Genomic DNA, 21,183 nt, shown 5'->3' on the forward strand with positions numbered 1-21,183 from the left:
GGGAGGATTATCTTTGGCTAAGAGTACCGTTGTTGAGAGAGTAACAGAAGCTGTGCAGCCAATCATTGAGGGATTGAACCTGGAATTGGTAGATGTGGAATATGTCAAAGAGGGTGGCAATTGGTATTTAAGAATATTCATAGATAAACCAGAAGGTGTCGAATTAGATGACTGTCAAATTGCTTCGGAAAAAATTGATACTCTTCTTGATGAGCTGGACCCAATACCCCAGGCTTACTTTCTCGAGGTATCCTCACCAGGAATTGAGAGACCGCTCAAAAAACCCCAGGATTTTGTAAGATTTAAAGGTCAATTGGTAAATGTAACTACCTTTGCTCCAGTAAACGGCGTCAAAAGTTTTACTGGTAAATTAATGGAATATAACGAAGAGGGGATTCACCTGGATATAAAAGGGAAACAGGTTGTATTACCCCATCAACAGGTTGCCGCCGCAAGATTGGCAATTGAAATTTGAGATTATTGGGGGGAGCACAAGTGAATAGCGAGTTCTTAGAGGCGTTAAGGGACTTAGAAAAAGAAAAAGGCATTGCCGTGGATGTTCTATTAGAAGCAATTGAGGCAGCTTTGTTGTCAGCCTATAAACGTAACTTTGGGTCACTACAAAATGCTAGAGTTCATATCGACAGGGAAACAGGGGATTACAAAGTATACTCCCAACGTTCTGTGGTAGAAGAAATCGAAGATGATCGGATTGAGATATCCCTGGAGGATGCAAGAAAAATAGATCCCAGGTTTAATTTAGGGGATGTGGTGGAGGATGAAGTAACCCCTAGAAATTTTGGACGGATTGCTGCCCAAACAGCGAAACAAGTAGTTGTTCAGCGTATACGTGAGGCTGAAAGGAATATTATCTTTGAGGAATTTGCCAATCGGGAAGGTGATATTCTAACAGGTATTGTACAACGTATTGAGAATAAAAATGTTTTTATTGAGTTGGGGAAAACAGAAGCTATCCTAACACCATCTGAACAAATGCCCAGTGAGGATTATAGACCGGGCAGCCGCTTAAAAACATATATTGTGGAGGTGCGCAAGACCACAAAGGGCCCACAAATTCTTGTTTCCAGGACTCACCCTGGCTTATTAAAACGGCTCTTTGAGTTAGAAGTACCTGAACTGCAAGAAGGTGTTGTTGAACTTAAATCCATCGCCCGGGAAGCTGGTTACCGGTCTAAAATAGCCGTGTATTCAAAGGATGAAAATATTGATCCTGTGGGTGCCTGTGTTGGACCCAAGGGTATGCGTGTACAAAATATTGTAACTGAATTGAACGGTGAAAAGATCGACATTATCAAGTGGAATCCAGACGCATCCAAATACGTTGCTTCTTCCCTAAGTCCTGCTAAGGTGGTAGCCGTGGAAGTATGGGAAGATGAGAAGGTGGCCAGGGTAATTGTTCCGGATTATCAACTTTCCCTAGCCATCGGCAAAGAAGGACAAAATGCACGTTTGGCAGCGAAACTTACTGGCTGGAAAATTGACATAAAAAGCGAATCCCAAATGACCGATATTTACCCGGATTATAATGGTGAGGATAACCTGGGGGAAGGTGAGGAATATAACCAGTCAGAAACATGGGATGATAAATATAAACTTGAAGAAACATTCAATGAAAGTGAAGAAAGATAAGGAGGTTATCCAGTGCCCAAGGTCAAAAAGGTTCCGCTAAGGATGTGTATTGGTTGTCAGGAAATGAAGCCCAAGCGTGAACTGACAAGAGTGGTGCGAACCCCTCAGAATACCGTGGAGATTGATGCCACTGGTAAGAAATCTGGTAGAGGGGCTTATCTTTGTTCCAATATTGAATGTTTGCAAAGGGCTATAAAAGGAAAAAGGTTAGAACGTTCCTTAGAATGCTTTATATCACCAGAGATCATAGAAACGCTTAAGCAAGGAATGGTGAAATAGGTGAGCGGTCCAGTTTTTCATCTCTTAGGTTTAGGTCAGCGAGCTGGGAAGGTTGTGTCAGGAGATTTTGCTGTTCGGGGGCATCTTGCTAAAGGCAAAGTTAAACTTTTAATTATTGCTACGAATACCTCGGAAAGAATTAAAGGGGAATATATCCGTATTGGTCAGTCAAAAAAGGTTACTACCAGAGTAGCTTTTACTAAAGATCAACTGGGTTTGGCACTGGGTAAATCACCCCGTGCCACGGTAGCGATATTGGATCCCAACTTTGCCCGAGGCATAGAAGGCCTGCTGGAAGGGGGAGAAGCCTAGAATTATATAGGGTTTTAATTTTAGGAGGTGGTTCAATGACAAAAAAAAGGGTCCATGAAATTGCAAGGGAGCTTAATATAGAAAATAAAGAACTTATAAATAGATTAACTGAACTAGGTATAACTGTGAAGTCACACATGAGTGCTTTAGAGGAATACGATTTACAAAAGGTATACCAACAATTTGGTAAAAAAGCAAATCAAGGCCAAAAAAAGGAATCAGGATCTACAAATACGCAAATTCAGCCAGAACGTGTTAGGGGGCAAGGAATGGAAGAGAAGAAGGAACAAGATCAGTTATTTAAACCGGATAACACAAAGGGGCCAGGGTTAGTTGATAGAGTACCTAACAGACCCCCGGACAGAAGATATGAAGACAAGCCAAAGACTAACCAAAGACCGATACAGGAAACAAAGGGTCCCAAATCCCCAGTTGGTAACGAATCTGTACAGACTTCAACCAATGTAAATAATCAGGGCGGCAGGGCTCATAACAACCAGGGCGGCAACCAAGGCAGACCTTACGGTGATCGTCCCCAGGGCGGCAACCAAGGCAGACCTTATGGTGATCGTCCCCAGGGCGGCGGCCAAGGCAGACCTTACGGTGATCGTCCCCAAGGCGGCGGCCAAGCCAGACCTTACGGTGATCGTCCCCAGGGCGGCAACCAAGGCAGACCTTATGGTGATCGTCCCCAGGGCGGCAACCAAGGCAGACCTTATGGTGATCGTCCCCAAGGCGGCGGCCAAGCCAGACCTTACGGTGATCGTCCCCAAGGCGGCGGTCAAGCCAGACCTTACGGTGATCGTCCCCAGGGCGGCGGCCAAGCCAGACCTTACGGTGATCGTCCCCAAGGCGGTGGCCCAGGCAGACCTTATGGTGATCGTCCCCAGGGTGGTGGCCCAGGCAGACCTTACGGTGATCGTCCCCAAGGCGGCGGTCAAGCCAGACCTTACGGTGATCGTCCCCAGGGCGGCGGACCAGGCAGACCTTACGGTGATCGTCCCCAAGGCGGCGGTCCAGGCAGACCTTACGGTGATCGTCCCCAGGGCGGTGGCCCAGGCAGACCTTATGGTGATCGTCCCCAGGGCGGCGGCCCAGGCAGACCCTACGGTGATCGTCCCCAAGGCGGTGGCCCAGGCAGACCTTACGGTGATCGTCCCCAGGGCGGCGGTCAAGGCAGACCCCAAGGAGGGCCTAGGGCAGCCCAAAACCGAGCCGGCGGTCCATCTATTCCCAAGCCGCCGGAACAAATTGCCCAACCTAAACCAACCAAGGCACCGGATAAAACAAAGGGCGATCGTCGCAAAAATTATGAAAAAGACGGCAAGTGGGCCGACGGCAATATAGAAAGCAACAAGCTATATAAAGGACGTAACAACAAGGGCAAAAAGAAACACTATCAACCTGCTCCACCACCGATTTTAGATAAAAAGCCAGTCCAAATCGGGGAAATAATTACTGTTCAAGAGTTAGCAGAGAAGTTAAAGAAAACTGCGGCAGAAGTAATTAAAAAACTAATGGGCCTTGGCATTTTAGCTACCATCAACCAAGAAGTGGATTTCGATACGGCTGCTTTAATTGCTGGTGAGTATGGTATTGAGACTGAACTGAAAGTAGCAGTTGATAAAGAAGCATTAGTTATGGCTGAACCTGAAGAGAACGAAGACAATTTAATGCAACGTCCGCCAGTTGTAACGATTATGGGTCACGTAGATCACGGCAAGACTTCCCTGTTGGATGCAATTAGGGAAACGAATGTGACTGCTGCGGAAGCAGGTGGCATTACTCAGCATATAGGTGCCTACCAAGTAGAACGAAATGGTAAAAAGATTACCTTTGTGGATACTCCCGGTCACGCTGCCTTTACTGCTATGAGGGCCCGTGGTGCTCAAATTACGGATATAGCAATTTTAGTGGTTGCTGCGGATGACGGTGTAATGCCACAAACAGTTGAAGCCATTAACCATGCGAAGGCAGCAAATGTGCCAATTATTGTGGCTATCAATAAGATTGATAAACCAACGGCTAATCCCGATAAAGTTAAGCAGGAACTGACCCAGTATGAGTTGGTTGTTGAGGATTGGGGCGGCGATGTCATAGCGGTACCAGTCTCAGCTAAACAGCACACTGGCTTGGATAACCTTCTTGAAATGATTTTGCTAGTGGCTGAGGTGCACGAATTAAAAGCAAATCCTGATCGTATGGCCAGGGGTACCGTTGTGGAAGCAGAATTGGATAAGGGCAGAGGACCAGTGGCAACTGTACTTGTTCAGAATGGCACCTTAAATGTCGGGGATACTATTGTTGTTGGCCATGTATCCGGACGTATTAGAGCGATGATTGATGACAAGGGCAGACGTGTTAAAAAAGCCCCCCCCAGCACTCCTGTTGAGATCTTAGGCCTTTCAGATGTACCGGAAGCCGGAGACATTTTAGTGGCAGTGGAAGACGAAAAATTGGCCAGAGATGTAGCAGAGAAGCGGAAGATTAGAAAGAGGGAAGAAGTACTTAGATCCACTACAAAAATATCTCTGGATGATTTGTTTAAGCATATCCAAGAGGGGCAGATTAAGGAACTTCCCATCATTATTAAAGCTGACGTGCAAGGCTCCATCGAGGCACTGGCCCAAGCCTTAGAAAAGCTAACAACGGATGAAGTTAATGTTAACCTAATCCATACCGGTGTAGGTGCAGTGAATGAAAATGATATTATGCTGGCTGCAGCGTCCAATGCAATTGTTATTGGCTTTAACGTAAGGCCGGATAATAATGCACGAAAACTAGCAGACGCAGAGAAAATTGATATTAACCTCTACCGGGTAATCTATGAAGTTATTGATGATGTTAAGAAGGCTATGAGCGGCTTGCTTGATCCAGAATTTAAGGAAGTTGTCTTAGGTCATGTGGAAGTAAGGAAGACCTTTAAAGCATCTAAGATTGGTACCATTGCCGGTGGTTATGTAACCGAAGGAAAAATTGTTAGAGATGCAAATGTTCGGATAATCAGGGACGGCATCGTAGTTTTCGAAGGGAAGCTCGATTCCCTCAAACGATTTAAAGATGATGCAAAGGAAGTTGCTCAAGGTTATGAGTGTGGTTTGACCATTGAACGGTTTAATGATATTCAGGAAGGCGATATCGTTGAAGCTTATATTATGGAAACCATTAAACGTGAGCTCTAATACTATGGTATTGACCGCAAAAACATAGGAGGTGTGTTGCATGTCGCACCGACCGGAACGTGTGGCTGAAGCCATAAAAAAAGAAATTGCTGATTTAATTCGTAATGACATTAAGGATCCCAGACTAGGTTTTGTAACCATTACGGGTGTAGAAGTAACCAAAGATCTGTCCTTTGCTAAAATCTTTGTAAGTGTTCTAGGTTCTGCTGACCAGAGACAGGAGACAGTCAATATATTACAAAAGGCCGCTGGTTTCATGCGCTCAGAAATTGGCAGGAGAATTAAAGTACGTCAGGCCCCGGAATTGATTTTTAAATTAGATACATCCCTAGACCATGGCACAAGAATTATGGAGATACTCCATGAGATAAATGCTCAGGAGGCAAAGCAGACCAATGAATAACCTTAAGGCTGTGACAGAGGTATTATTAAATTCCAAAAGACCGATATTATGCGGGCATGTTATGCCAGATGGTGATAGTCTTGGCTCTGTCTTAGCATTAGGAATGGCTTTGCAAGCAAAGGGTAAAGAGGTTACAATGGTTAGTTCAGATCCATTGCCTGACTTATACGAATTTCTTCCTGGTATAAAAGAAATAGTGGTGGGCAGTGTTCCAGAAAAGAATTACGATTTACTGGTGGTGGTAGACTGCTCAGTACGAGAGCGACTTGGCTCTACCATCACACCCCTGGTAGATTACGGGCTGCCTGTAGTTGTAATTGATCACCATGTCAATGATCAACCCTTCGGGAGTTACAATTATGTAAAATCAACTGCAGCAGCCACCGGGGAAATCATTATGGATTTGTTGGAGCAACTGGGGATTTCACTCAATCTGGATCTGGCGATCAATCTATATACCGCCATCGTTACCGATACTGGTTCTTTCCGTTATGAAAATACGACACCGGAAACCCACGTTAAGATTGCGAAGTTATTAGAGTGTGGGGTTCCGGTTTCACTTCTCTCAAACCTTATTTTCGGTGAACAGCCCCTTAAGTCAATTCGTTTGCTGGAAGTAGCTTTAAGAAACTTGGATGTAAGTGAATGTGGTAGAATTGCCTGGATAAGTATTAATCAGGAAAAAATTGAGTCAGTGGGAGCGGAAGATCAGCATATAGAAGGTCTAATTAACTATCCCAGAAAAATAAAAGGTGTTGAGTTGGCTATTTCTTTCCGTGAACTGGACCAAAATAGGGTTAAAGTAAGTTTTCGTTCAAAGTATACCGTGGACGTTAATTTATTGGCCAAAAAGTTTGGCGGTGGAGGGCATGTACGTGCTTCAGGCTGCACCATCAAGGGTAACCTTTTAGAAGTTAAGGAAGCTGTTCTAAAGGAAGCCAAAGAATTATTCCGGGGGTGTTAAGTTGGACGGGATTATTAATATATTGAAACCCCCGGGTATGACTTCCCATGATGTTGTATATTTTGTCAGACGAGCGACTGGCATTAAAAAATGCGGCCACACAGGAACCCTTGATCCCGGAGCGGCGGGAGTCTTACCAATTTGTTTAGGCCGAGCCACTCGATTGGCTAGGTTTATAACCGATGGAGATAAAACCTATCGTGCGGAAGCTACTCTGGGAATGGAAACATCTACCCAGGATGCCTTTGGTAATATACTGAACAATAGAGATGCATCCGCCATTAACTCCGAAAGATTCAATGAGGTACTAAAAAGTTTTGGGGGAGAAATAACCCAGACTCCCCCCATGGCTTCGGCTATTAAGGTCAATGGCAAAAAACTCTATGAACTGGAACGGGAAGGCAAAATTATTGAAGTACCCAGTAGAACAGTTACAATATATGAAATCAAGATAATGGATAGCTGGGATTGGGGCACACCTAACCCCAGGGTATTATTTGATGTAACTTGTTCAAAGGGGACATATGTGCGTACCCTGTGTTCAGATATGGGTAAGGCATTGGGTTGTGGCGCCTATATGTCCTTTTTGTTGCGCTCCCGGGTTGCAGCCTTTGGCTTACATAATTCCTTTACACTGGAAGAAATTGAAATAATGTCCCGGGAAAACAAGTTAATTGATGCCGTTATACCGATGACCAAGGCGGTTGAGCATTTACCGATGGTCGAAATTCATCCTACAGCAAATAAGTCGGTGTGTTCAGGTGCAACTTTATATCCTTCAGGAATCAGGTCTGGTTTAGAGGCCCTAAACCCCAATGATCTTGTCAGGGTTCAACTGGACAATCGCTTGCTGGGAATTTATAAAGCGGCGATAGATCGAAAGGATGATGCAGAACGTATCATTCTACGGCCCGAAGTGGTTTTTTCTGTTTAAAATAATTAAATTTTCACGCACCATTGGTTGCATGCAATAAATTGTGTATCATTACAAAGTGGAATTGTGTTTGGCAGGGGGTAAAAGAATTGCGTGTATATAGAAGCCTTAAGGGACTTAAGGATATTTATTCTAACATTACCGTAGCCTTAGGAAACTTTGACGGGATACACCTAGGGCACCAAAGGCTTATTGGGGAGGCTGTGTCCATGGCATGCCGCTCAAAGGGAACAGCGGCTGTACTAACCTTTGATCCACACCCTCTGATGGTTCTTAGACCCCAAATGGCACCAGCAATGTTGCTGGATCAAGAATCAAAGGAACGGATTATGGCTGGCCTCGGTGTGGATATCTTAATACCCTTACACTTTACCCCAGAATTTGCCCGGTTAAGTCCCGAGGAGTTTATTAAAGATATTCTTATCGAACAAATAGGCACCAAGGGAATTGTGGTGGGCTATAATTATACCTTTGGCTATAAAGGTAGTGGAAAGACCGATGACCTTAATTATTATGCCGCAGAGTATGGTTATACACTAAGTGTAATTCCTCCTGTTATGGTGGGGGACCAAGTGGTTAGCAGTACTCTCATCCGTAGTAAATTAGCAGAGGGAGACGTTATTTCTGCTAAGAAATATCTTGGCTATTACCCCTTTACGGAGGGTACGGTAGTAAAGGGTGACCGCAGAGGGAATACCCTTGGCTTCCCCACAGCAAATATTAATTGCCCGGAAGGCATGGTGGTACCGGCCAAGGGGGTCTACAGTGTTAAAGTAGAAATGGATGATGAGATCTACCTTGGAGTAGCTAATATAGGAACCAAACCCACTTTTCAGGGCAATAGCCTAAGAACCAATATCGAGGTTCATTTATTGGATTTTTGTGGGGATATTTACGGCAAAAATATTAGGGTTCAATATGTTAGCAGGTTACGGGATGAAAAAAAGTTTAATTCAATAAATGATCTGGTTAGTCAAATTCAGGCGGATGTGCAAAGTGCCAGATTTGACCTTTCAAACTAAAGTTGAATAAATAGGGGATACCCACAATATAATTATTAATACCTAACATTTACATCTAGTAATGATTGTGCTACAATAAATTCGGCAAACGTCCCAGCTAAAAAGAAAGGAGACGTTGTCCGTGGGGTATCCAAAACTTGATACTCCTGAAGAGGAGGTTAAACGCTGGCTTAACCATATTGCTTTAATATGTGTAAGTGAGGAATTTCAATCCTTAAAGCGTGAATTGGAATCTCTTTATGTACGATCCAATATGGATAATGTAAGAATAGTTGCCTTTCAGGATGCGTTATATGCTTTTTTGGCTCAGGAAGATGAGGATTATAGGATATATCAGTACCTTAGTTGTTAAGCGGAGCTATGTATGCGTATTATTATTACGGAACATGCCCGCAAGAGGTTAAGAGACCTGCGTCAGGATAGAATAACTACGTCAGACATTATAATCGCAGCTAAGGGGATTCCCGGTCGTATACCTACGGCCACAAGATTTAGGGGGTTTTTTGCCAAATCCGGTCGAATTTTTGATATCGTTGCGAAGGATATTGAAAATGGCCGTTTGGTAATAACTATAATTGGGAAATGATTTTTTCTTTCCCAAAGAACTGTTATCTAGGGAATTTGCTTACTCCGGCGGTTGTCTTGGATAACAGGGATCTAAAAATAAGGAGGTGAACATCTTGGCATTATCTGCAGAAAAGAAAAATCAAATCATTGATGCTTTTAAGACCCACGAAGGAGATACTGGTTCTCCGGAGGTTCAGATCGCTCTTTTAACCGAGCGGATTAATCAATTAACGCTGCACCTTAAGTCCTTTAAAAAGGATCACCACTCTCGTCGTGGACTTTTAAAGATGGTAGGTCAACGCCGTGCGTTGCTTAACTACCTGCGCGACCGTAACTTTGACCGCTACCGTGCAATCTTAGAAAAACTAGGACTACGGAAATAAAAAAAGCGAGCTTTTTAGCTCGCTTTTTTTATTGTTTATAATTGGGAAAGATAAACCTGTCGAATTTGCAGGTGCTATCGTTATCCCCCGCTATGCATTACTCCCTACCTACCCTTTGAGGAGGTTCGCGGCACATGTCCTATGGCTATTTAAAGCTGACGGCTGATAGCTAATTCAAAGTCTTTAGTATTTTTCTCCTACTAAGAAGGATATACTAATAAAAATGTCGAATTGTTAAGATTTGTCAAGTACAGAAACTTTGGAGGTAAGAATAGTGTCTGAAAATCAAGTATTAATCAGGGAACTATCATTAGGAGGTAGAACCCTCACCCTGGAGACAGGTCGCCTGGCTAAGCAGGCCGGTGGTGCTGTATTGGCCACTTATGGCGAAACGGTAGTTTTAGTAACAGCCACTGTGGCAAAAAATACTAGGGATATTGACTTCTTTCCACTTACTGTAGATTATGAAGAAAGACTCTATGCTGTGGGGAAGATCCCTGGCGGGTTTATAAAAAGGGAAGGTCGCCCTAGTGAGAAAGCAATTTTATCTGGGAGATTAATTGATCGCCCCATACGTCCGCTTTTTCCAAAACACATGAGAAATGAAGTTCAGGTGGTTGCCACCGTATTATCAGTGGATCAGGATAATGCACCGGAAATTGCAGCAATGATTGGTGCATCGGCTGCTTTACATATCTCCAAGATCCCCTTGAAAAAGCCTATTGGTGGAGTGATTATCGGTAGAGTAGATGGGCAATTTGTCATAAATCCGGTGGTGCGTCAAGCTCAAAACAGTGATATGCACCTTGTGGTGGCCGGTACCGATGATGCTGTGATGATGGTAGAGGCAGGTGCCAAAGAAGTACCTGAAGATCAAATGTTAGAGGCTATTATTTATGGCCATGAGCAGGTAAAGGAAATTGTCAAGTTTATCGAAGATTTTAGAAATGATGCCTTAGCCATGGGATTAGCATGGGATAAAATGGAGATACCAGAACAAGCATTTGATACTGCCCTGGAAAATGAGATTCTTCCCAAGGCCGAAGAAAAAATTCGCGAGGCGGTATTGAATTGTTCCAAAGAGCAGCTGACCAAAAAACAAAGAGAATCCTATATGGATGAAGTAATGTCCGGGTTACAGGAAAACTTCCTGGAGCAATTCCCTGATAATCCTAGAGAGGTCATGGCTTTAATTGAAAAGGCAGAGAAAAAGGTAGTTCGTAGAATTATTACCCATGATAAACTTCGTATTGATGGTCGGGCTATCGACGAGATTCGTCCCATCACGGTAGAAGTTGGCGTGTTGCCTCGTACCCATGGTACTGGTCTTTTCACTAGGGGTCAAACCCAAATTCTTTCTGTCGCCACCCTAGGCTCCATCAGCGAAGAACAAATTTTAGATGGTCTGGGTACCGAAGAAACGAAGAGGTATATGCACCATTATAATTTCCCACCTTTTAGTACCGGGGAAACAAAGCCTATGCGATCTCCCGGACGTCGGGAAATTGGCCATGGCGCTTTGGCAGAAAGGGCATTGGAGCCCATGATTCCGCCTGAAGAAATATTCCCTTATACGATCCGGGTGGTTTCAGAGGCCATCGAATCCAATGGTTCTACTTCCATGGGCAGCGTTTGCGGCAGCACATTGTCCCTCATGGATGCCGGTGTTCCCTTAAAGGCACCTGTTGCCGGTGTGGCCATGGGACTGATTATGGAAGAGGATAAATTTACTGTTTTGACTGATATTCAAGGCTTAGAGGATCACCTGGGGGATATGGACTTTAAGGTTGCTGGCTCAGCCAATGGTGTAACAGCCTTGCAAATGGATATTAAAATCCCCGGGATCACCAGGGACGTATTTGAGCAGGCTCTGGAACAGGCGCATCGCGGTCGTATGTATATATTGAATAAAATGTTAGATATACTACCTGCAGCCAGAACCGAAATCTCTGAGCATGCTCCTTCTATTATTCGTACCAACATTAACCCAGATAAAATTAGGGATATCATTGGACCTGGTGGTAAGATTATCAAGAAATTAGTAGAGGAAACCGGGGCAGACATCGATATCGAAGATGATGGCAGAGTATTTATTGCTGCTGTTGATCGCGAAAAGGGTAAAAAGGCTCTGGAAATTATTAAGTCCATTACCTCAGAGGTAGAGGTTGGCAAGCTATACGATGGGAAGGTTACCCGGGTGACCGACTTTGGTTGCTTTGTCGAGGTAATTCCAGGGGTATTGGGATTATCCGGTAAGGAGGGTCTGGTGCACATTTCCCAATTGGATTTCCAAAGGGTTGAAAAGACCGAGGATATTGTTAAAGAAGGGGAAATCATAACAGTAAAAGCCATTGGTTATGACCCTCAGGGCAGACTGAAACTCTCTAAGAAAGAAGCCATGCGGGATATGGGTTTGGCACCAGCACCGCAGGAAGGGAATGCAGAGCAACCTGAAAAAAGAGAACGCAGACCCTTTAGTCGTCCAAAGACTACCAAGGAATAAAATCACATTAGCCGGTAAATGGGAGTTATCGATTGATAAAACTTCTATTTATCGGCTATATTTTTTATTCCATGTTATATAAAGGAGTTAGTTAAATAGGAATAATATTTGCGCTTTGCCAAATGACAGTAAAAAAATATAAAATAATTATGCCCCATACTAGGTGAGAGTCTAAAAAAGAGGTGGTAATATCGTTAAAGAAAGATTGCTACTAGTATTATTTATGGTTCCTATACTATTTTTGCTAATTATCTTTCCAATAGGAAAGGCCGAAGCATATCTGGGTGATAGAACGATAAAGTATGGTATGCAGGGTTATGATGTACAACAATTGCAAAAGAATCTAAACTATTTAGGATATCAAGCAGGAAATGCCGATGGAATCTATGGGTGGCGTACATTAAGTGCCATAAAGCAGTTTCAAGGGAAAAATGGTCTAAAGGTAGATGGTATTGTTGGCAAGGCTACAGCCAATCTATTGATTAGTCAGGTCAGTGGTAATAACAGTTCCCGACCTAAAACGACCGACGCCCCTGCGGCTATTGCAACTACCTCCCGAGGATCATTACCCTTATCACGGGCGGACTTATATGATCTAGCCAGGGTGGTACATGGCGAAGCCAGGGGAGAATCCTTTGAGGGACAAGTTGCCGTTGCTGCGGTTGTCTTAAATAGGGTTCTTTCAGGACAATTCGGCAGAACGATCCAGGAGGTCATCTTTCAACCCTGGGCCTTTACAGCCGTAAACGATGGGCAGTTTTACTTACAGCCCAATGCATCGGCCATGCGGGCAGTAGAGGAAGCCATTAAGGGCTGGGATCCCTCACGTGGTGCACTATACTATTGGAATCCAAAAACCGCAACCAGTAAGTGGATCTGGAGCCGTCCGATTTCCTTAAAAATTGGTAATCACGTTTTTGCTTCATAAATTATCATAAAAGGGAGTGCCGCAAAACTGCCTAGTAGTTTGCGACACTCCCTTTTACTTTTTACTTTCTTAATTATAGATATAATCATCCCTTTAATGGCATAAAGTTTGGTAAAGAAGGAAAAAAGGGGTGAAAAAATGAGAATATTATTTATACGGAGGGGATGGCTATACAAGTCAGTCCTTTGGTTTGTAATTGCCTTGTTTTTTATTGGCCTAGGTATCATGGTCAACCAGGAAAAGCGTCAAAGAGTTATTGCTCCTATTTACCAGGGAAAAGAAAATGAGAAAAAGATTGCACTGGCCTGTAATGTATTTTGGGGGGAAGAATACATACCTAAAATGTTAGACATTTTTAAAGATGAAAATATCTCGATTACCTTTTTTGCAGGGGGGACCTGGGTGGAAGATTTCCCGGAGTTGCTTAAAAAAATGGATGCAGCAGGTCATGAAATTGGCACCCATGGCTATTCCCATCCTCATCCGGACCAATTAAGCAAAAGCGGCAACCTAAGGGATATGCAGAAGGCCGAAAAAATAATTTATGATACGATACAAAAAAGACCGAAGTTATATGCACCGCCTTACGGGGAAAGGGGCCCAGCGGTCTTAAGGGCTGCCGAAGAACAGGACTATAGCTTCATTCTTTGGAGTATCGACACAATCGACTGGCAGAGGCCAGCCCCGGATGTCATTGTCAAAAGGGTGGTAAGCAAAGCTCATAACGGGGCGATTGTATTAATGCATCCCACTGATCCAACCGTTAAAGCATTGCCGTCAATCATCAAACAACTTAAAAGTGAAGGATATGAGTTTGTTAAAGTGGGAGAATTAATTAAGGATCTTCCGTAAAAATAAATAATAGAGAATAAAATATTCATAGACTGAGTAAAACCGGGAATACTTACACTGATGTGGCAATAAAGACAAAATATATCAAAATTTTAAAAGGATTTTCAGTCATTAATAGAGAAATTCCCATAATCGCGCTTCCAGGGGGTGTTGTAATGTTTTACCAAAAAGAAGTACTACCAAATGGAATAAGAATATTAACACAGCAAGTTTCCCATGTTCGTTCTGTTGCACTGGGGATCTGGGTTGATGTTGGGTCTAGGGATGAAAGCAATGAAACCGCAGGTATTTCCCACTATATTGAACACATGATGTTCAAAGGAACCAAACATAGGACAGCAAAGCAAATTGCAGAAGAACTGGATGCAGTGGGAGGGCAGCTTAATGCTTTTACCACCAAAGAGTATACCTGTTATTACGCCAAGGTATTAGATGAACATTTTAATTTGGCAGTCGATGTATTATCCGATATGCTTTTCAACTCTAATATTTCCGAAAAGGATGTAGAACGAGAAAAGAATGTTATTTTAGAAGAAATAAAAATGTATGAGGATGCACCAGATGAGTTGGTACATGATATGTTTGCCAAGACCATTTGGTCTGGTCATCCGTTGGGTAGGCCCATTATTGGAACGTCAGAAACGGTAAGCAGTTTTACCTATCAGGACTTACGTGCATATTTGAAAGAAAATTATACACCCAATCGAATTGTTGTTTCTGTGGCAGGTAATATTACGCACAATCAGGTAGTTGAAAAGCTTGCACCGTTATTTTCCGGCTTGACCGGCAATGAGGTAACAAGGGAACTAACCGTACCAACACATAGTATTGAGGTGAACTGTCGGAGCAAAGAAACAGAACAAGTGCACATGGTAATTGGTGCACCTGGTTTGCGTTTGAAGGATGATGATTTATATATTGCTCAGGTCATCAATACGGTATTGGGTGGCGGGTTATCTTCGAGACTATTCCAAGAAATCAGGGAACAAAGAGGTTTAGTTTACACCGTATACTCCTATCATAGCTCCTATTATGATACTGGTATCTTTGGTGTATATGCTGGTTTAAGCAAGGAAAATGTAAATCAAGCCATGGAACTGATATTTAAGGAAATAAAGGACATTAAAAGGAATGGAATATCAAAAGAGGAACTACAAAGGGCCAAGGACCAACTCAAAGGAAATCTTCTACTGTCAATGGAAAGTGTCAATACACACATGAGCCGGCTAGGTAAATCCGAGCTATATCTGGGTAAAGTGTTTAGTCCGGAAGAAATAGTTGAAAAACTCAACCGTGTATCGATCGATGACATTGTCCGTGTTGCCGGGAATCTTTTTCATCCGGAAAAATTCTCCATGGCCGCCATTGGGCCTTGGCAGGACTGCGGCGATTTGAAAAGGGTTTTGGAAACGCTGAAGGATTAAATTATTACCGCCATGAGCCATGGCCAACATAGCAGCAGTTTGTACTGTAAAGTTGTGGTTTTGGTTGTTAGCGAAACGAAGGAATCCCCCCTTAAGGGGGATTTTTTGCTTTGGAGTAATATTTAACCAATTTGCCCCATAAAATTTACCAGGAGGTGGGGGAGTTTGGTAATTAGCATGATTGCTGGAATATTGGCAGCTTTTTTAGTTTTTTTCTCAGTTAAGGAACGAATAAGAATGAAAAGAATGCGCAAGGAATGGGATGTTGTTGGTGAAAGTAAAGCCTCTGTTCTTTCTGAATCCCTGGCAGGTCTTGTAGGTACTGCGGGGGGGATCTATTTATCTTTGATTATGCTAACCACCTTTTTAGAGGTTGATTTACCGTCAAGGGTGAATCTTACTGGGGTATCCCTTGAACCAGTTGCAGCAATATCCTTTATCCTGGCAATTCTAAGCCCTTTTATTAATCGCATTTTTAAAGGATTAAAAAGATTTAGATTTAAATAGGGAGGGGCTTGCCGTGAGATTGAGTGAATTAATTGGCAAAGAAATTGTCAATATAAATAATGGTGCTAGGTTGGGTGTAGTAGGCGAATCTGACGTTACAATCGATATTGAGTCTGGGACCGTGGTTTCAATCATCTTGCCGAGACGGACAAATTTTGTCACCATGTGGATGGATAAACAACAAATGATCATTCCTTGGGATAGTATTCGTAAGATTGGCGAAGAGGTTATAATAGTAGAGATGGATCAATGCAACCCTTCTTTACACAAATATTCGTATTAGCTGTCCGTTAAATGTCAATGGTCCAGGGTTACTTAAAAGGAATACGAAGAAGCAAAACTGCGACAGCGGAGAATACTCCAATGTCGCATTATCATTTTTCCTGTGATATAATAACTCGAATAATCATAAAATTCTAAAAACAGCAGAGGTATACAATACACTGGATGTATCTACCTTGACAACCTTAAATGTGGTAATAGATAATTAAGTACGAATACTTAAGGTTGCACCAAATATAAAGGCGGTGGTACTTATGATAAAAGTAGTAGTTTCAGGTGCCTTGGGTAAAATGGGCCAGGAAGCTTGCAAGTCAGTTGCCAATACCGATGGAATGCAATTAGTTGGGGCTTTGGATAATCATGAAATCGATGGTACTTTAGGAGCTATCATTGGCCAGCCCGAATTAAATATTGTAATATCTACCAATTTAGAAAAGCTGTTAACAGAAGTTAAACCGGATGTTCTCATTGATTTTACACGCCCCGGTGTTGTACAAGGAAATATTGAATTGGCGCTTAAGTATGGTGTAAGACCAGTTGTGGGAACAACTGGTATGTCTACAACGGAAATAGAAAAATTTATTGCTTTAGCAGCCGAAAAAAACATAGGGGGACTAATTGCCCCTAATTTTGCCATTGGAGCTATCTTAATGATGAAATTTGCCGCAGAGGCGGCAAAGTATTTTCCCCATGTAGAAATAATTGAACTTCACCATGATCAGAAGATGGATGCACCTTCAGGTACTGCCCTTAAAACAGCCGAGGCAATTGCTGAAGTAAGGGGAAGTATGTGTCAGGGCATGCCCAGTGAATTTGAAAAAATAGAAGGCTCCCGTGGGGGGAACTTTGAAGGAATGAGAATACATAGTGTGCGCCTGCCGGGTTTTGTAGCCCACCAGGAGGTTATTTTTGGCGGTACAGGGCAAACACTATCCATTCGGCATGATTCTATCTCTAGGGAATCCTTTATGCCAGGCCTGATTATGGCTGTGCAAAAGGTCATGAATATAAAACAAATGGCTTATGGACTAGAAAATTTAATTTTTGAAAACTAAATATACCATTTTCCGCACCGCCTGTTAGGCTTTAGGTACAAGCACCACCCCCTCCGATGGCTCATATCATGTATTGTGATACAGATGCTGAGAGGAGGGTACAACATTGCAGCCTGATTTAAAAGGAATCAAAGTGGCTGTCCTGGGTGGTGATGCCAGGGAGATTGTACTGGTTTCTACTTTATCTCGTCTGGGCGCTTATGTGAAGGTTTTGGGATTGCCTATTAATAGTGATCCTCCACATATCACCATTTGTGGGAACCTGGAAGAGGCATTGGCAGATGTGCAAGCTGTAATTTTACCAGTACCAGGTCTACTTGAGAAAGGCAATATCTACTGTGTATACGAAGATAAGCCGCTGGTACTAACGGAAGCTTTGCTCGTTAAGCTGCCTCCACAAACCCCAGTTTTTGCAGGCTTTGCCCGACCGAAGTTAAAAGAAATTGTCCAAAGAAGCAACTTAAAACTTATTCAGGTACTTTCCCTGGATGAAGTAGCCATCCTTAACTCCATTCCTTCGGCAGAAGGAGCTGTTCAGATGGCAATGGAAAACACTGCAATAACCATCCATAATAGCAAATCCTTTGTATTAGGATTTGGCAGAACGGGAGCTAGTATTGCAAGATTGCTTCATGGTATGGGGGCAAGGGTCACAGTGGTTGCCAGGTCGGCAGCTCATCGGGCAAGGGTTTATGAGATGGGTATGGAAGCAGTATCCTTTGACGAGTTACCAGATGCAATCGCCAAGGCGGAGATTATTTTCAATACTGTGCCTAAGATGGTCTTAACAAACTGCATCTTGAACAAAGTGAAAGAAGATGCAGTGATCATTGATGTTGCCTCTCCACCTGGGGGAACGGATTTTGACGCCGCTGCTAGATTGAGCATTAAAGCTCTTTTAGCACCAGGACTTCCTGGCAAGGTGGCACCCAAAACCGCTGGGCGAATACTAGCAAAGGTAATACCTAATTTGTTAGCCCAGGAATTGCAGCGTAATGACGGTACAGTAGGAACGGCATAATGGAGGTGCGGCAAATGCGTTTAAAAGATGTACGGATTGGTTTTGCTCTAACAGGGTCACATTGCTGTTTAGATGAAATAATGCCCAAAATTCAAGAGTTAGTAAATGAAGGTGCTGAAATATATCCGATTATCAGTTTTGCTGTTGATACCATAGACACCCGTTTTGGTACTACAACAAAATGGCGTGAAATGCTAGAAAAGATTACAGGTAAAGAACCGATCAATTCCATTGTTACTGCGGAACCGGTTGGTCCCCAAAAACTCGTGGATGTTGTTGTGATTGCCCCCTGCACAGGAAATACCATGGCTAAGTTGGCCCATGGCATTACCGATACTCCTGTGCTGATGGCAGCAAAAGCACATTTGCGTAATTTAAGGCCTGTAGTCATCGGTATCTCTACCAATGATGGTTTAGGTCTCAACGCTAAAAACCTAGGATTACTGATTAACACCAAAAATATATATATGGTACCCTTTGGTCAGGATAGTCCTACCGGAAAACCAAACTCATTAAAATGCAACATGGATCTTATAATAGATACAATTGAATCTGCATTACAAGGGAAACAAATACAACCAGTGCTAGTTCAGGTATAATTTAAGGTCGGGGGTTTAACTATTCAAGGAGGGAAAGTCGTTGAAAAAGGTTAATCTAGCTATAGTCGGTGCTACCGGAGCAGTGGGTCAGGAAATTTTAAATATATTAAACGAACGCAATTTTCCAATCGATCAATTAAAACTTTGTGCAACTTCCCGTTCTGCAGGGACTGAGATAGAGTTTCGCGGTGAAAAATATATCGTTGAGGAAACTACCCCCGACTCCTTTATTGGGATGGATATTGCTTTGTTTGCTGGTGGAAAAGCAAGCTTAGAATATGGTAAAGCAGCGGTTGAGCGGGGTTGTGTAGTAGTTGATAATAGCAGCAATTATCGCATGGATCCTGCGGTACCCCTGATAGTTCCTGAGGTAAACCCAGAGGATGTAAAGTGGCACCAAGGGATTATTGCAAATCCCAACTGCTCCACCATTATCATGGTGGTTGCCTTAAAACCAATTCATGATGCTGCCGGTATTAAGCGTGTGGTTGTTTCTACCTATCAGGCCGTTTCAGGTGCTGGAAAAGAAGGAATTGAGGAACTCACCGAACAGGTTAAGGCCGTACTTGCTGGCAAGGAATACCAACCTAATAAATTTGCCCATCAGATTGCCTTTAATCTAATTCCACATATTGATGTTTTTCAGGAATTGGATTACACCAAAGAAGAATGGAAAATGGTGAAAGAGACACAAAAGATTTTACATGATGATAATATTAAAATTACGGCCACCACTGTTCGGGTACCAGTATATCGTAGTCACTCAGAATCCATTAATATTGAAACCGAACGTAAATTAACCAGTGCCCAGGCTAAGGAAGTTTTGGCCAGTGCACCGGGTATTATTGTAGAAGATGATGTTGCAAACAAGGTATATCCAATGCCCCTATTCACTTCAAGCCATGACGAGGTTTTTGTTGGTCGCGTTCGTGAGGACAATACCTTAGAAAATGGCATAAATCTCTGGGTGGTAGGGGATCAAATTCGTAAAGGTGCCGCTACCAATGCGGTACAAATCGCAGAGCTTTTGCTTAAATATGACTGCTTAATAAAGAAGGAGTAAGTATGCGATTTCTTATCCAAAAATTTGGTGGGACTTCTCTTGTTACCCAGGACCTTAGGGAGTTGGTGGCAAATAAAATTATTGCTGCTGCCAACGAAGGATTTTCTCCAGTGGTAGTGGTGTCAGCCATGGGTCGTGAGGGTGAACCCTATGCCACGGATACACTATTGCATTTCGTTTTATCAATTTGTCGTGATATGCCTTCCAGGGAAATGGATTTGTTAATGTCCTGTGGCGAGATTATTTCCGGCGTGGCCATGGTCAATACATTGCAGCACATGGGACATCCGGCGGTATTGTTGACCGGGGAACAGGCTGGTATCATAACAGACAATAACTATAATGATGCACGTATTATTCGGGTAGAGCCTAAAAAGCTTACCGATTATGCTGAACAAGGTAAAATAGTGATTGTAACAGGCTTTCAGGGAGTAACGGAAAACGGGGAAATAACGACTCTGGGCCGTGGGGGTAGCGATACCACTGCCTCTGCTTTGGGTGTGGCCCTGAATGCAGAATGTATTGATATTTACACAGACGTAGAAGGTATCATGACAGCAGATCCACGAATTGTTGAAGATGCTCGAATTCTTGACACGGTAACCTATAATGAAATTTGTCAGCTCGCCCACGAAGGGGCAAAGGTTATTCACCCAAGGGCAGTGGAAATTGCTATGCAAAAGAATATTCCTCTGCGTGTCCGCTCTACCTTTTCCAATGCCCCTGGAACATTAGTGACCAGTCATCATGGGGTTTATGGAACCATCGATATTACCAGAGATCGAGTAGCCAGTGGGGTTACTCACAAGTCTGGGGTTACCCAACTTAAGATAGACTTAAAGAACGTGATGGTGGAAGAGCCTACCTTGCGAATATTTCGTTCACTGGCCTTGGCTGATATCAGTATCGATTTTATTAATGTTAGCCCTGAACTAATTATGTTGACCGTTAAGGATGAGGTTGCCAAAAAGGCATTAGACGTACTAGAAAACCTGGGTATTCAACCCATGGTCAAACCAAATTGTGCTAAGGTAGCCACGGTTGGTGCTGGTATGACAGGAGTTCCTGGTGTAATGGCTAGTATTGTTCAAGCCTTAACAGAGGAGGGTGTTGATATATTGCAATCCTCTGATTCACATACCACGATTTGGGTTTTAGTGGAGAAGAACAATATGAAAAAAGCAATCAAGGCCCTGCACCGAAAATTTAATTTAGGACAAAACAATAAAGAATAATGAAGGATGGTGAAAGAA

The 21,183-nt window shown here is 43.0% G+C and carries 23 protein-coding genes; all 23 read left to right on the top strand.

Going from position 1 to position 21,183, the window contains the following annotated elements; genetic code table 11:
• Nucleotides 1–13: 13 nt before the first annotated feature.
• The 23 genes from rimP (at nt 14) to dapG (ending at nt 21,165) form a co-directional block, all read left to right on the top strand.
• A complete protein-coding gene (rimP, locus tag V6C11_RS07040; RefSeq protein WP_333530423.1) occupies nt 14–475 on the top strand; it encodes a ribosome maturation factor RimP in 462 nt (153 codons plus the stop codon).
• Nucleotides 476–495: 20 nt separating this feature from the next.
• A complete protein-coding gene (gene nusA, locus V6C11_RS07045) occupies nt 496–1,650 on the top strand; it encodes a transcription termination factor NusA (RefSeq protein ID WP_333530424.1) in 1,155 nt (384 codons plus the stop codon).
• 12 nt (nt 1,651–1,662) lie between these two features.
• The gene (gene rnpM, locus V6C11_RS07050) at nt 1,663–1,929 is read left to right on the top strand and encodes an RNase P modulator RnpM (RefSeq protein ID WP_333530425.1); all 267 of its coding nucleotides are present in this window, start codon (nt 1,663–1,665) and stop codon (nt 1,927–1,929) included.
• A complete protein-coding gene (locus V6C11_RS07055) occupies nt 1,930–2,241 on the top strand; it encodes a L7Ae/L30e/S12e/Gadd45 family ribosomal protein (protein WP_333530426.1) in 312 nt (103 codons plus the stop codon).
• A 35-nt stretch (nt 2,242–2,276) separates the two neighbouring features.
• Nucleotides 2,277–5,423, top strand: a complete 3,147-nt coding sequence (gene infB / locus V6C11_RS07060; RefSeq protein WP_333530427.1) for a translation initiation factor IF-2 — start codon at nt 2,277–2,279, stop codon at nt 5,421–5,423.
• Between the two features lie 40 nt (nt 5,424–5,463).
• On the top strand, nt 5,464–5,826 hold the full coding sequence (rbfA, locus tag V6C11_RS07065; protein ID WP_333530428.1) for a 30S ribosome-binding factor RbfA: 363 nt from the start codon (nt 5,464–5,466) through the stop codon (nt 5,824–5,826).
• Complete coding sequence (locus V6C11_RS07070; RefSeq protein WP_333530429.1) at nt 5,819–6,790, top strand: DHH family phosphoesterase; 972 nt, start codon at nt 5,819–5,821, stop codon at nt 6,788–6,790. Before rbfA ends, V6C11_RS07070 begins: the two co-directional genes overlap by 8 nt.
• 1 nt (nt 6,791) lies before the next feature.
• Nucleotides 6,792–7,724: a tRNA pseudouridine(55) synthase TruB gene (gene truB / locus V6C11_RS07075; RefSeq protein ID WP_333530430.1), complete on the top strand. Its 933-nt coding sequence runs from the start codon at nt 6,792–6,794 to the stop codon at nt 7,722–7,724.
• Between the two features lie 89 nt (nt 7,725–7,813).
• Nucleotides 7,814–8,746, top strand: coding sequence for a bifunctional riboflavin kinase/FAD synthetase (locus V6C11_RS07080; RefSeq protein ID WP_333530431.1), 933 nt, complete (start codon nt 7,814–7,816; stop codon nt 8,744–8,746).
• Nucleotides 8,747–8,867: 121 nt separating this feature from the next.
• The gene (locus V6C11_RS07085) at nt 8,868–9,098 is read left to right on the top strand and encodes a hypothetical protein (RefSeq protein ID WP_333530432.1); all 231 of its coding nucleotides are present in this window, start codon (nt 8,868–8,870) and stop codon (nt 9,096–9,098) included.
• A gap of 12 nt (nt 9,099–9,110) precedes the next feature.
• The gene (locus V6C11_RS07090; RefSeq protein ID WP_333530433.1) at nt 9,111–9,332 is read left to right on the top strand and encodes a hypothetical protein; all 222 of its coding nucleotides are present in this window, start codon (nt 9,111–9,113) and stop codon (nt 9,330–9,332) included.
• 94 nt (nt 9,333–9,426) lie between these two features.
• Nucleotides 9,427–9,696: a 30S ribosomal protein S15 gene (rpsO, locus tag V6C11_RS07095; RefSeq protein ID WP_333530434.1), complete on the top strand. Its 270-nt coding sequence runs from the start codon at nt 9,427–9,429 to the stop codon at nt 9,694–9,696.
• Nucleotides 9,697–9,970: 274 nt separating this feature from the next.
• The gene (locus tag V6C11_RS07100) at nt 9,971–12,199 is read left to right on the top strand and encodes a polyribonucleotide nucleotidyltransferase (RefSeq protein ID WP_333530435.1); all 2,229 of its coding nucleotides are present in this window, start codon (nt 9,971–9,973) and stop codon (nt 12,197–12,199) included.
• Nucleotides 12,200–12,440: 241 nt separating this feature from the next.
• On the top strand, nt 12,441–13,127 hold the full coding sequence (sleB, locus tag V6C11_RS07105; protein ID WP_333530436.1) for a spore cortex-lytic enzyme: 687 nt from the start codon (nt 12,441–12,443) through the stop codon (nt 13,125–13,127).
• A 138-nt stretch (nt 13,128–13,265) separates the two neighbouring features.
• Nucleotides 13,266–13,979, top strand: a complete 714-nt coding sequence (locus V6C11_RS07110; protein WP_333530437.1) for a polysaccharide deacetylase family protein — start codon at nt 13,266–13,268, stop codon at nt 13,977–13,979.
• A 155-nt stretch (nt 13,980–14,134) separates the two neighbouring features.
• Nucleotides 14,135–15,403 carry a M16 family metallopeptidase gene (locus V6C11_RS07115; protein WP_333530438.1) on the top strand — a complete coding sequence of 423 codons (1,269 nt, stop codon included), beginning with the start codon at nt 14,135–14,137 and terminating at the stop codon, nt 15,401–15,403.
• Between the two features lie 165 nt (nt 15,404–15,568).
• Complete coding sequence (locus V6C11_RS07120) at nt 15,569–15,910, top strand: hypothetical protein (RefSeq protein ID WP_333530439.1); 342 nt, start codon at nt 15,569–15,571, stop codon at nt 15,908–15,910.
• Between the two features lie 13 nt (nt 15,911–15,923).
• The gene (locus tag V6C11_RS07125; protein ID WP_333530440.1) at nt 15,924–16,193 is read left to right on the top strand and encodes a YlmC/YmxH family sporulation protein; all 270 of its coding nucleotides are present in this window, start codon (nt 15,924–15,926) and stop codon (nt 16,191–16,193) included.
• Nucleotides 16,194–16,446: 253 nt separating this feature from the next.
• A complete protein-coding gene (gene dapB, locus V6C11_RS07130; protein ID WP_333530441.1) occupies nt 16,447–17,247 on the top strand; it encodes a 4-hydroxy-tetrahydrodipicolinate reductase in 801 nt (266 codons plus the stop codon).
• Between the two features lie 106 nt (nt 17,248–17,353).
• Nucleotides 17,354–18,268 (top strand): dipicolinate synthase subunit DpsA, encoded by a 915-nt coding sequence (gene dpsA, locus V6C11_RS07135; protein ID WP_333530442.1) that lies wholly within the window; start codon nt 17,354–17,356, stop codon nt 18,266–18,268.
• 14 nt (nt 18,269–18,282) lie between these two features.
• Nucleotides 18,283–18,867 carry a dipicolinate synthase subunit B gene (locus V6C11_RS07140; RefSeq protein WP_333530443.1) on the top strand — a complete coding sequence of 195 codons (585 nt, stop codon included), beginning with the start codon at nt 18,283–18,285 and terminating at the stop codon, nt 18,865–18,867.
• Nucleotides 18,868–18,907: 40 nt separating this feature from the next.
• On the top strand, nt 18,908–19,930 hold the full coding sequence (locus V6C11_RS07145; protein ID WP_333530444.1) for an aspartate-semialdehyde dehydrogenase: 1,023 nt from the start codon (nt 18,908–18,910) through the stop codon (nt 19,928–19,930).
• A 2-nt stretch (nt 19,931–19,932) separates the two neighbouring features.
• Nucleotides 19,933–21,165, top strand: a complete 1,233-nt coding sequence (gene dapG, locus V6C11_RS07150; protein WP_333530445.1) for an aspartate kinase — start codon at nt 19,933–19,935, stop codon at nt 21,163–21,165.
• The last annotated feature ends 18 nt before the right edge of the window (nt 21,166–21,183 follow it).

The sequence above is a fragment of the Desulfotomaculum sp. 1211_IL3151 genome, from assembly GCF_036763075.1.
Classification (GTDB): Bacteria; Bacillota; Desulfotomaculia; order Desulfotomaculales; family Desulfotomaculaceae; genus Desulfotomaculum.

What these genes read in the sequence shown, in the direction of transcription:
- infB (WP_333530427.1), top strand. Translation starts at nt 2,277, where the DNA reads ATGACAAAAAAAAGGGTCCATGAAATTGCAAGGGAGCTTAATATAGAA.
- rbfA (WP_333530428.1), top strand. Translation starts at nt 5,464, where the DNA reads ATGTCGCACCGACCGGAACGTGTGGCTGAAGCCATAAAAAAAGAAATT.
- V6C11_RS07070 (WP_333530429.1), top strand. Translation starts at nt 5,819, where the DNA reads ATGAATAACCTTAAGGCTGTGACAGAGGTATTATTAAATTCCAAAAGA.
- V6C11_RS07090 (WP_333530433.1), top strand. Translation starts at nt 9,111, where the DNA reads ATGCGTATTATTATTACGGAACATGCCCGCAAGAGGTTAAGAGACCTG.
- V6C11_RS07110 (WP_333530437.1), top strand. Translation starts at nt 13,266, where the DNA reads ATGAGAATATTATTTATACGGAGGGGATGGCTATACAAGTCAGTCCTT.
- V6C11_RS07115 (WP_333530438.1), top strand. Translation starts at nt 14,135, where the DNA reads ATGTTTTACCAAAAAGAAGTACTACCAAATGGAATAAGAATATTAACA.
- dapB (WP_333530441.1), top strand. Translation starts at nt 16,447, where the DNA reads ATGATAAAAGTAGTAGTTTCAGGTGCCTTGGGTAAAATGGGCCAGGAA.
- V6C11_RS07140 (WP_333530443.1), top strand. Translation starts at nt 18,283, where the DNA reads ATGCGTTTAAAAGATGTACGGATTGGTTTTGCTCTAACAGGGTCACAT.
- dapG (WP_333530445.1), top strand. Translation starts at nt 19,933, where the DNA reads ATGCGATTTCTTATCCAAAAATTTGGTGGGACTTCTCTTGTTACCCAG.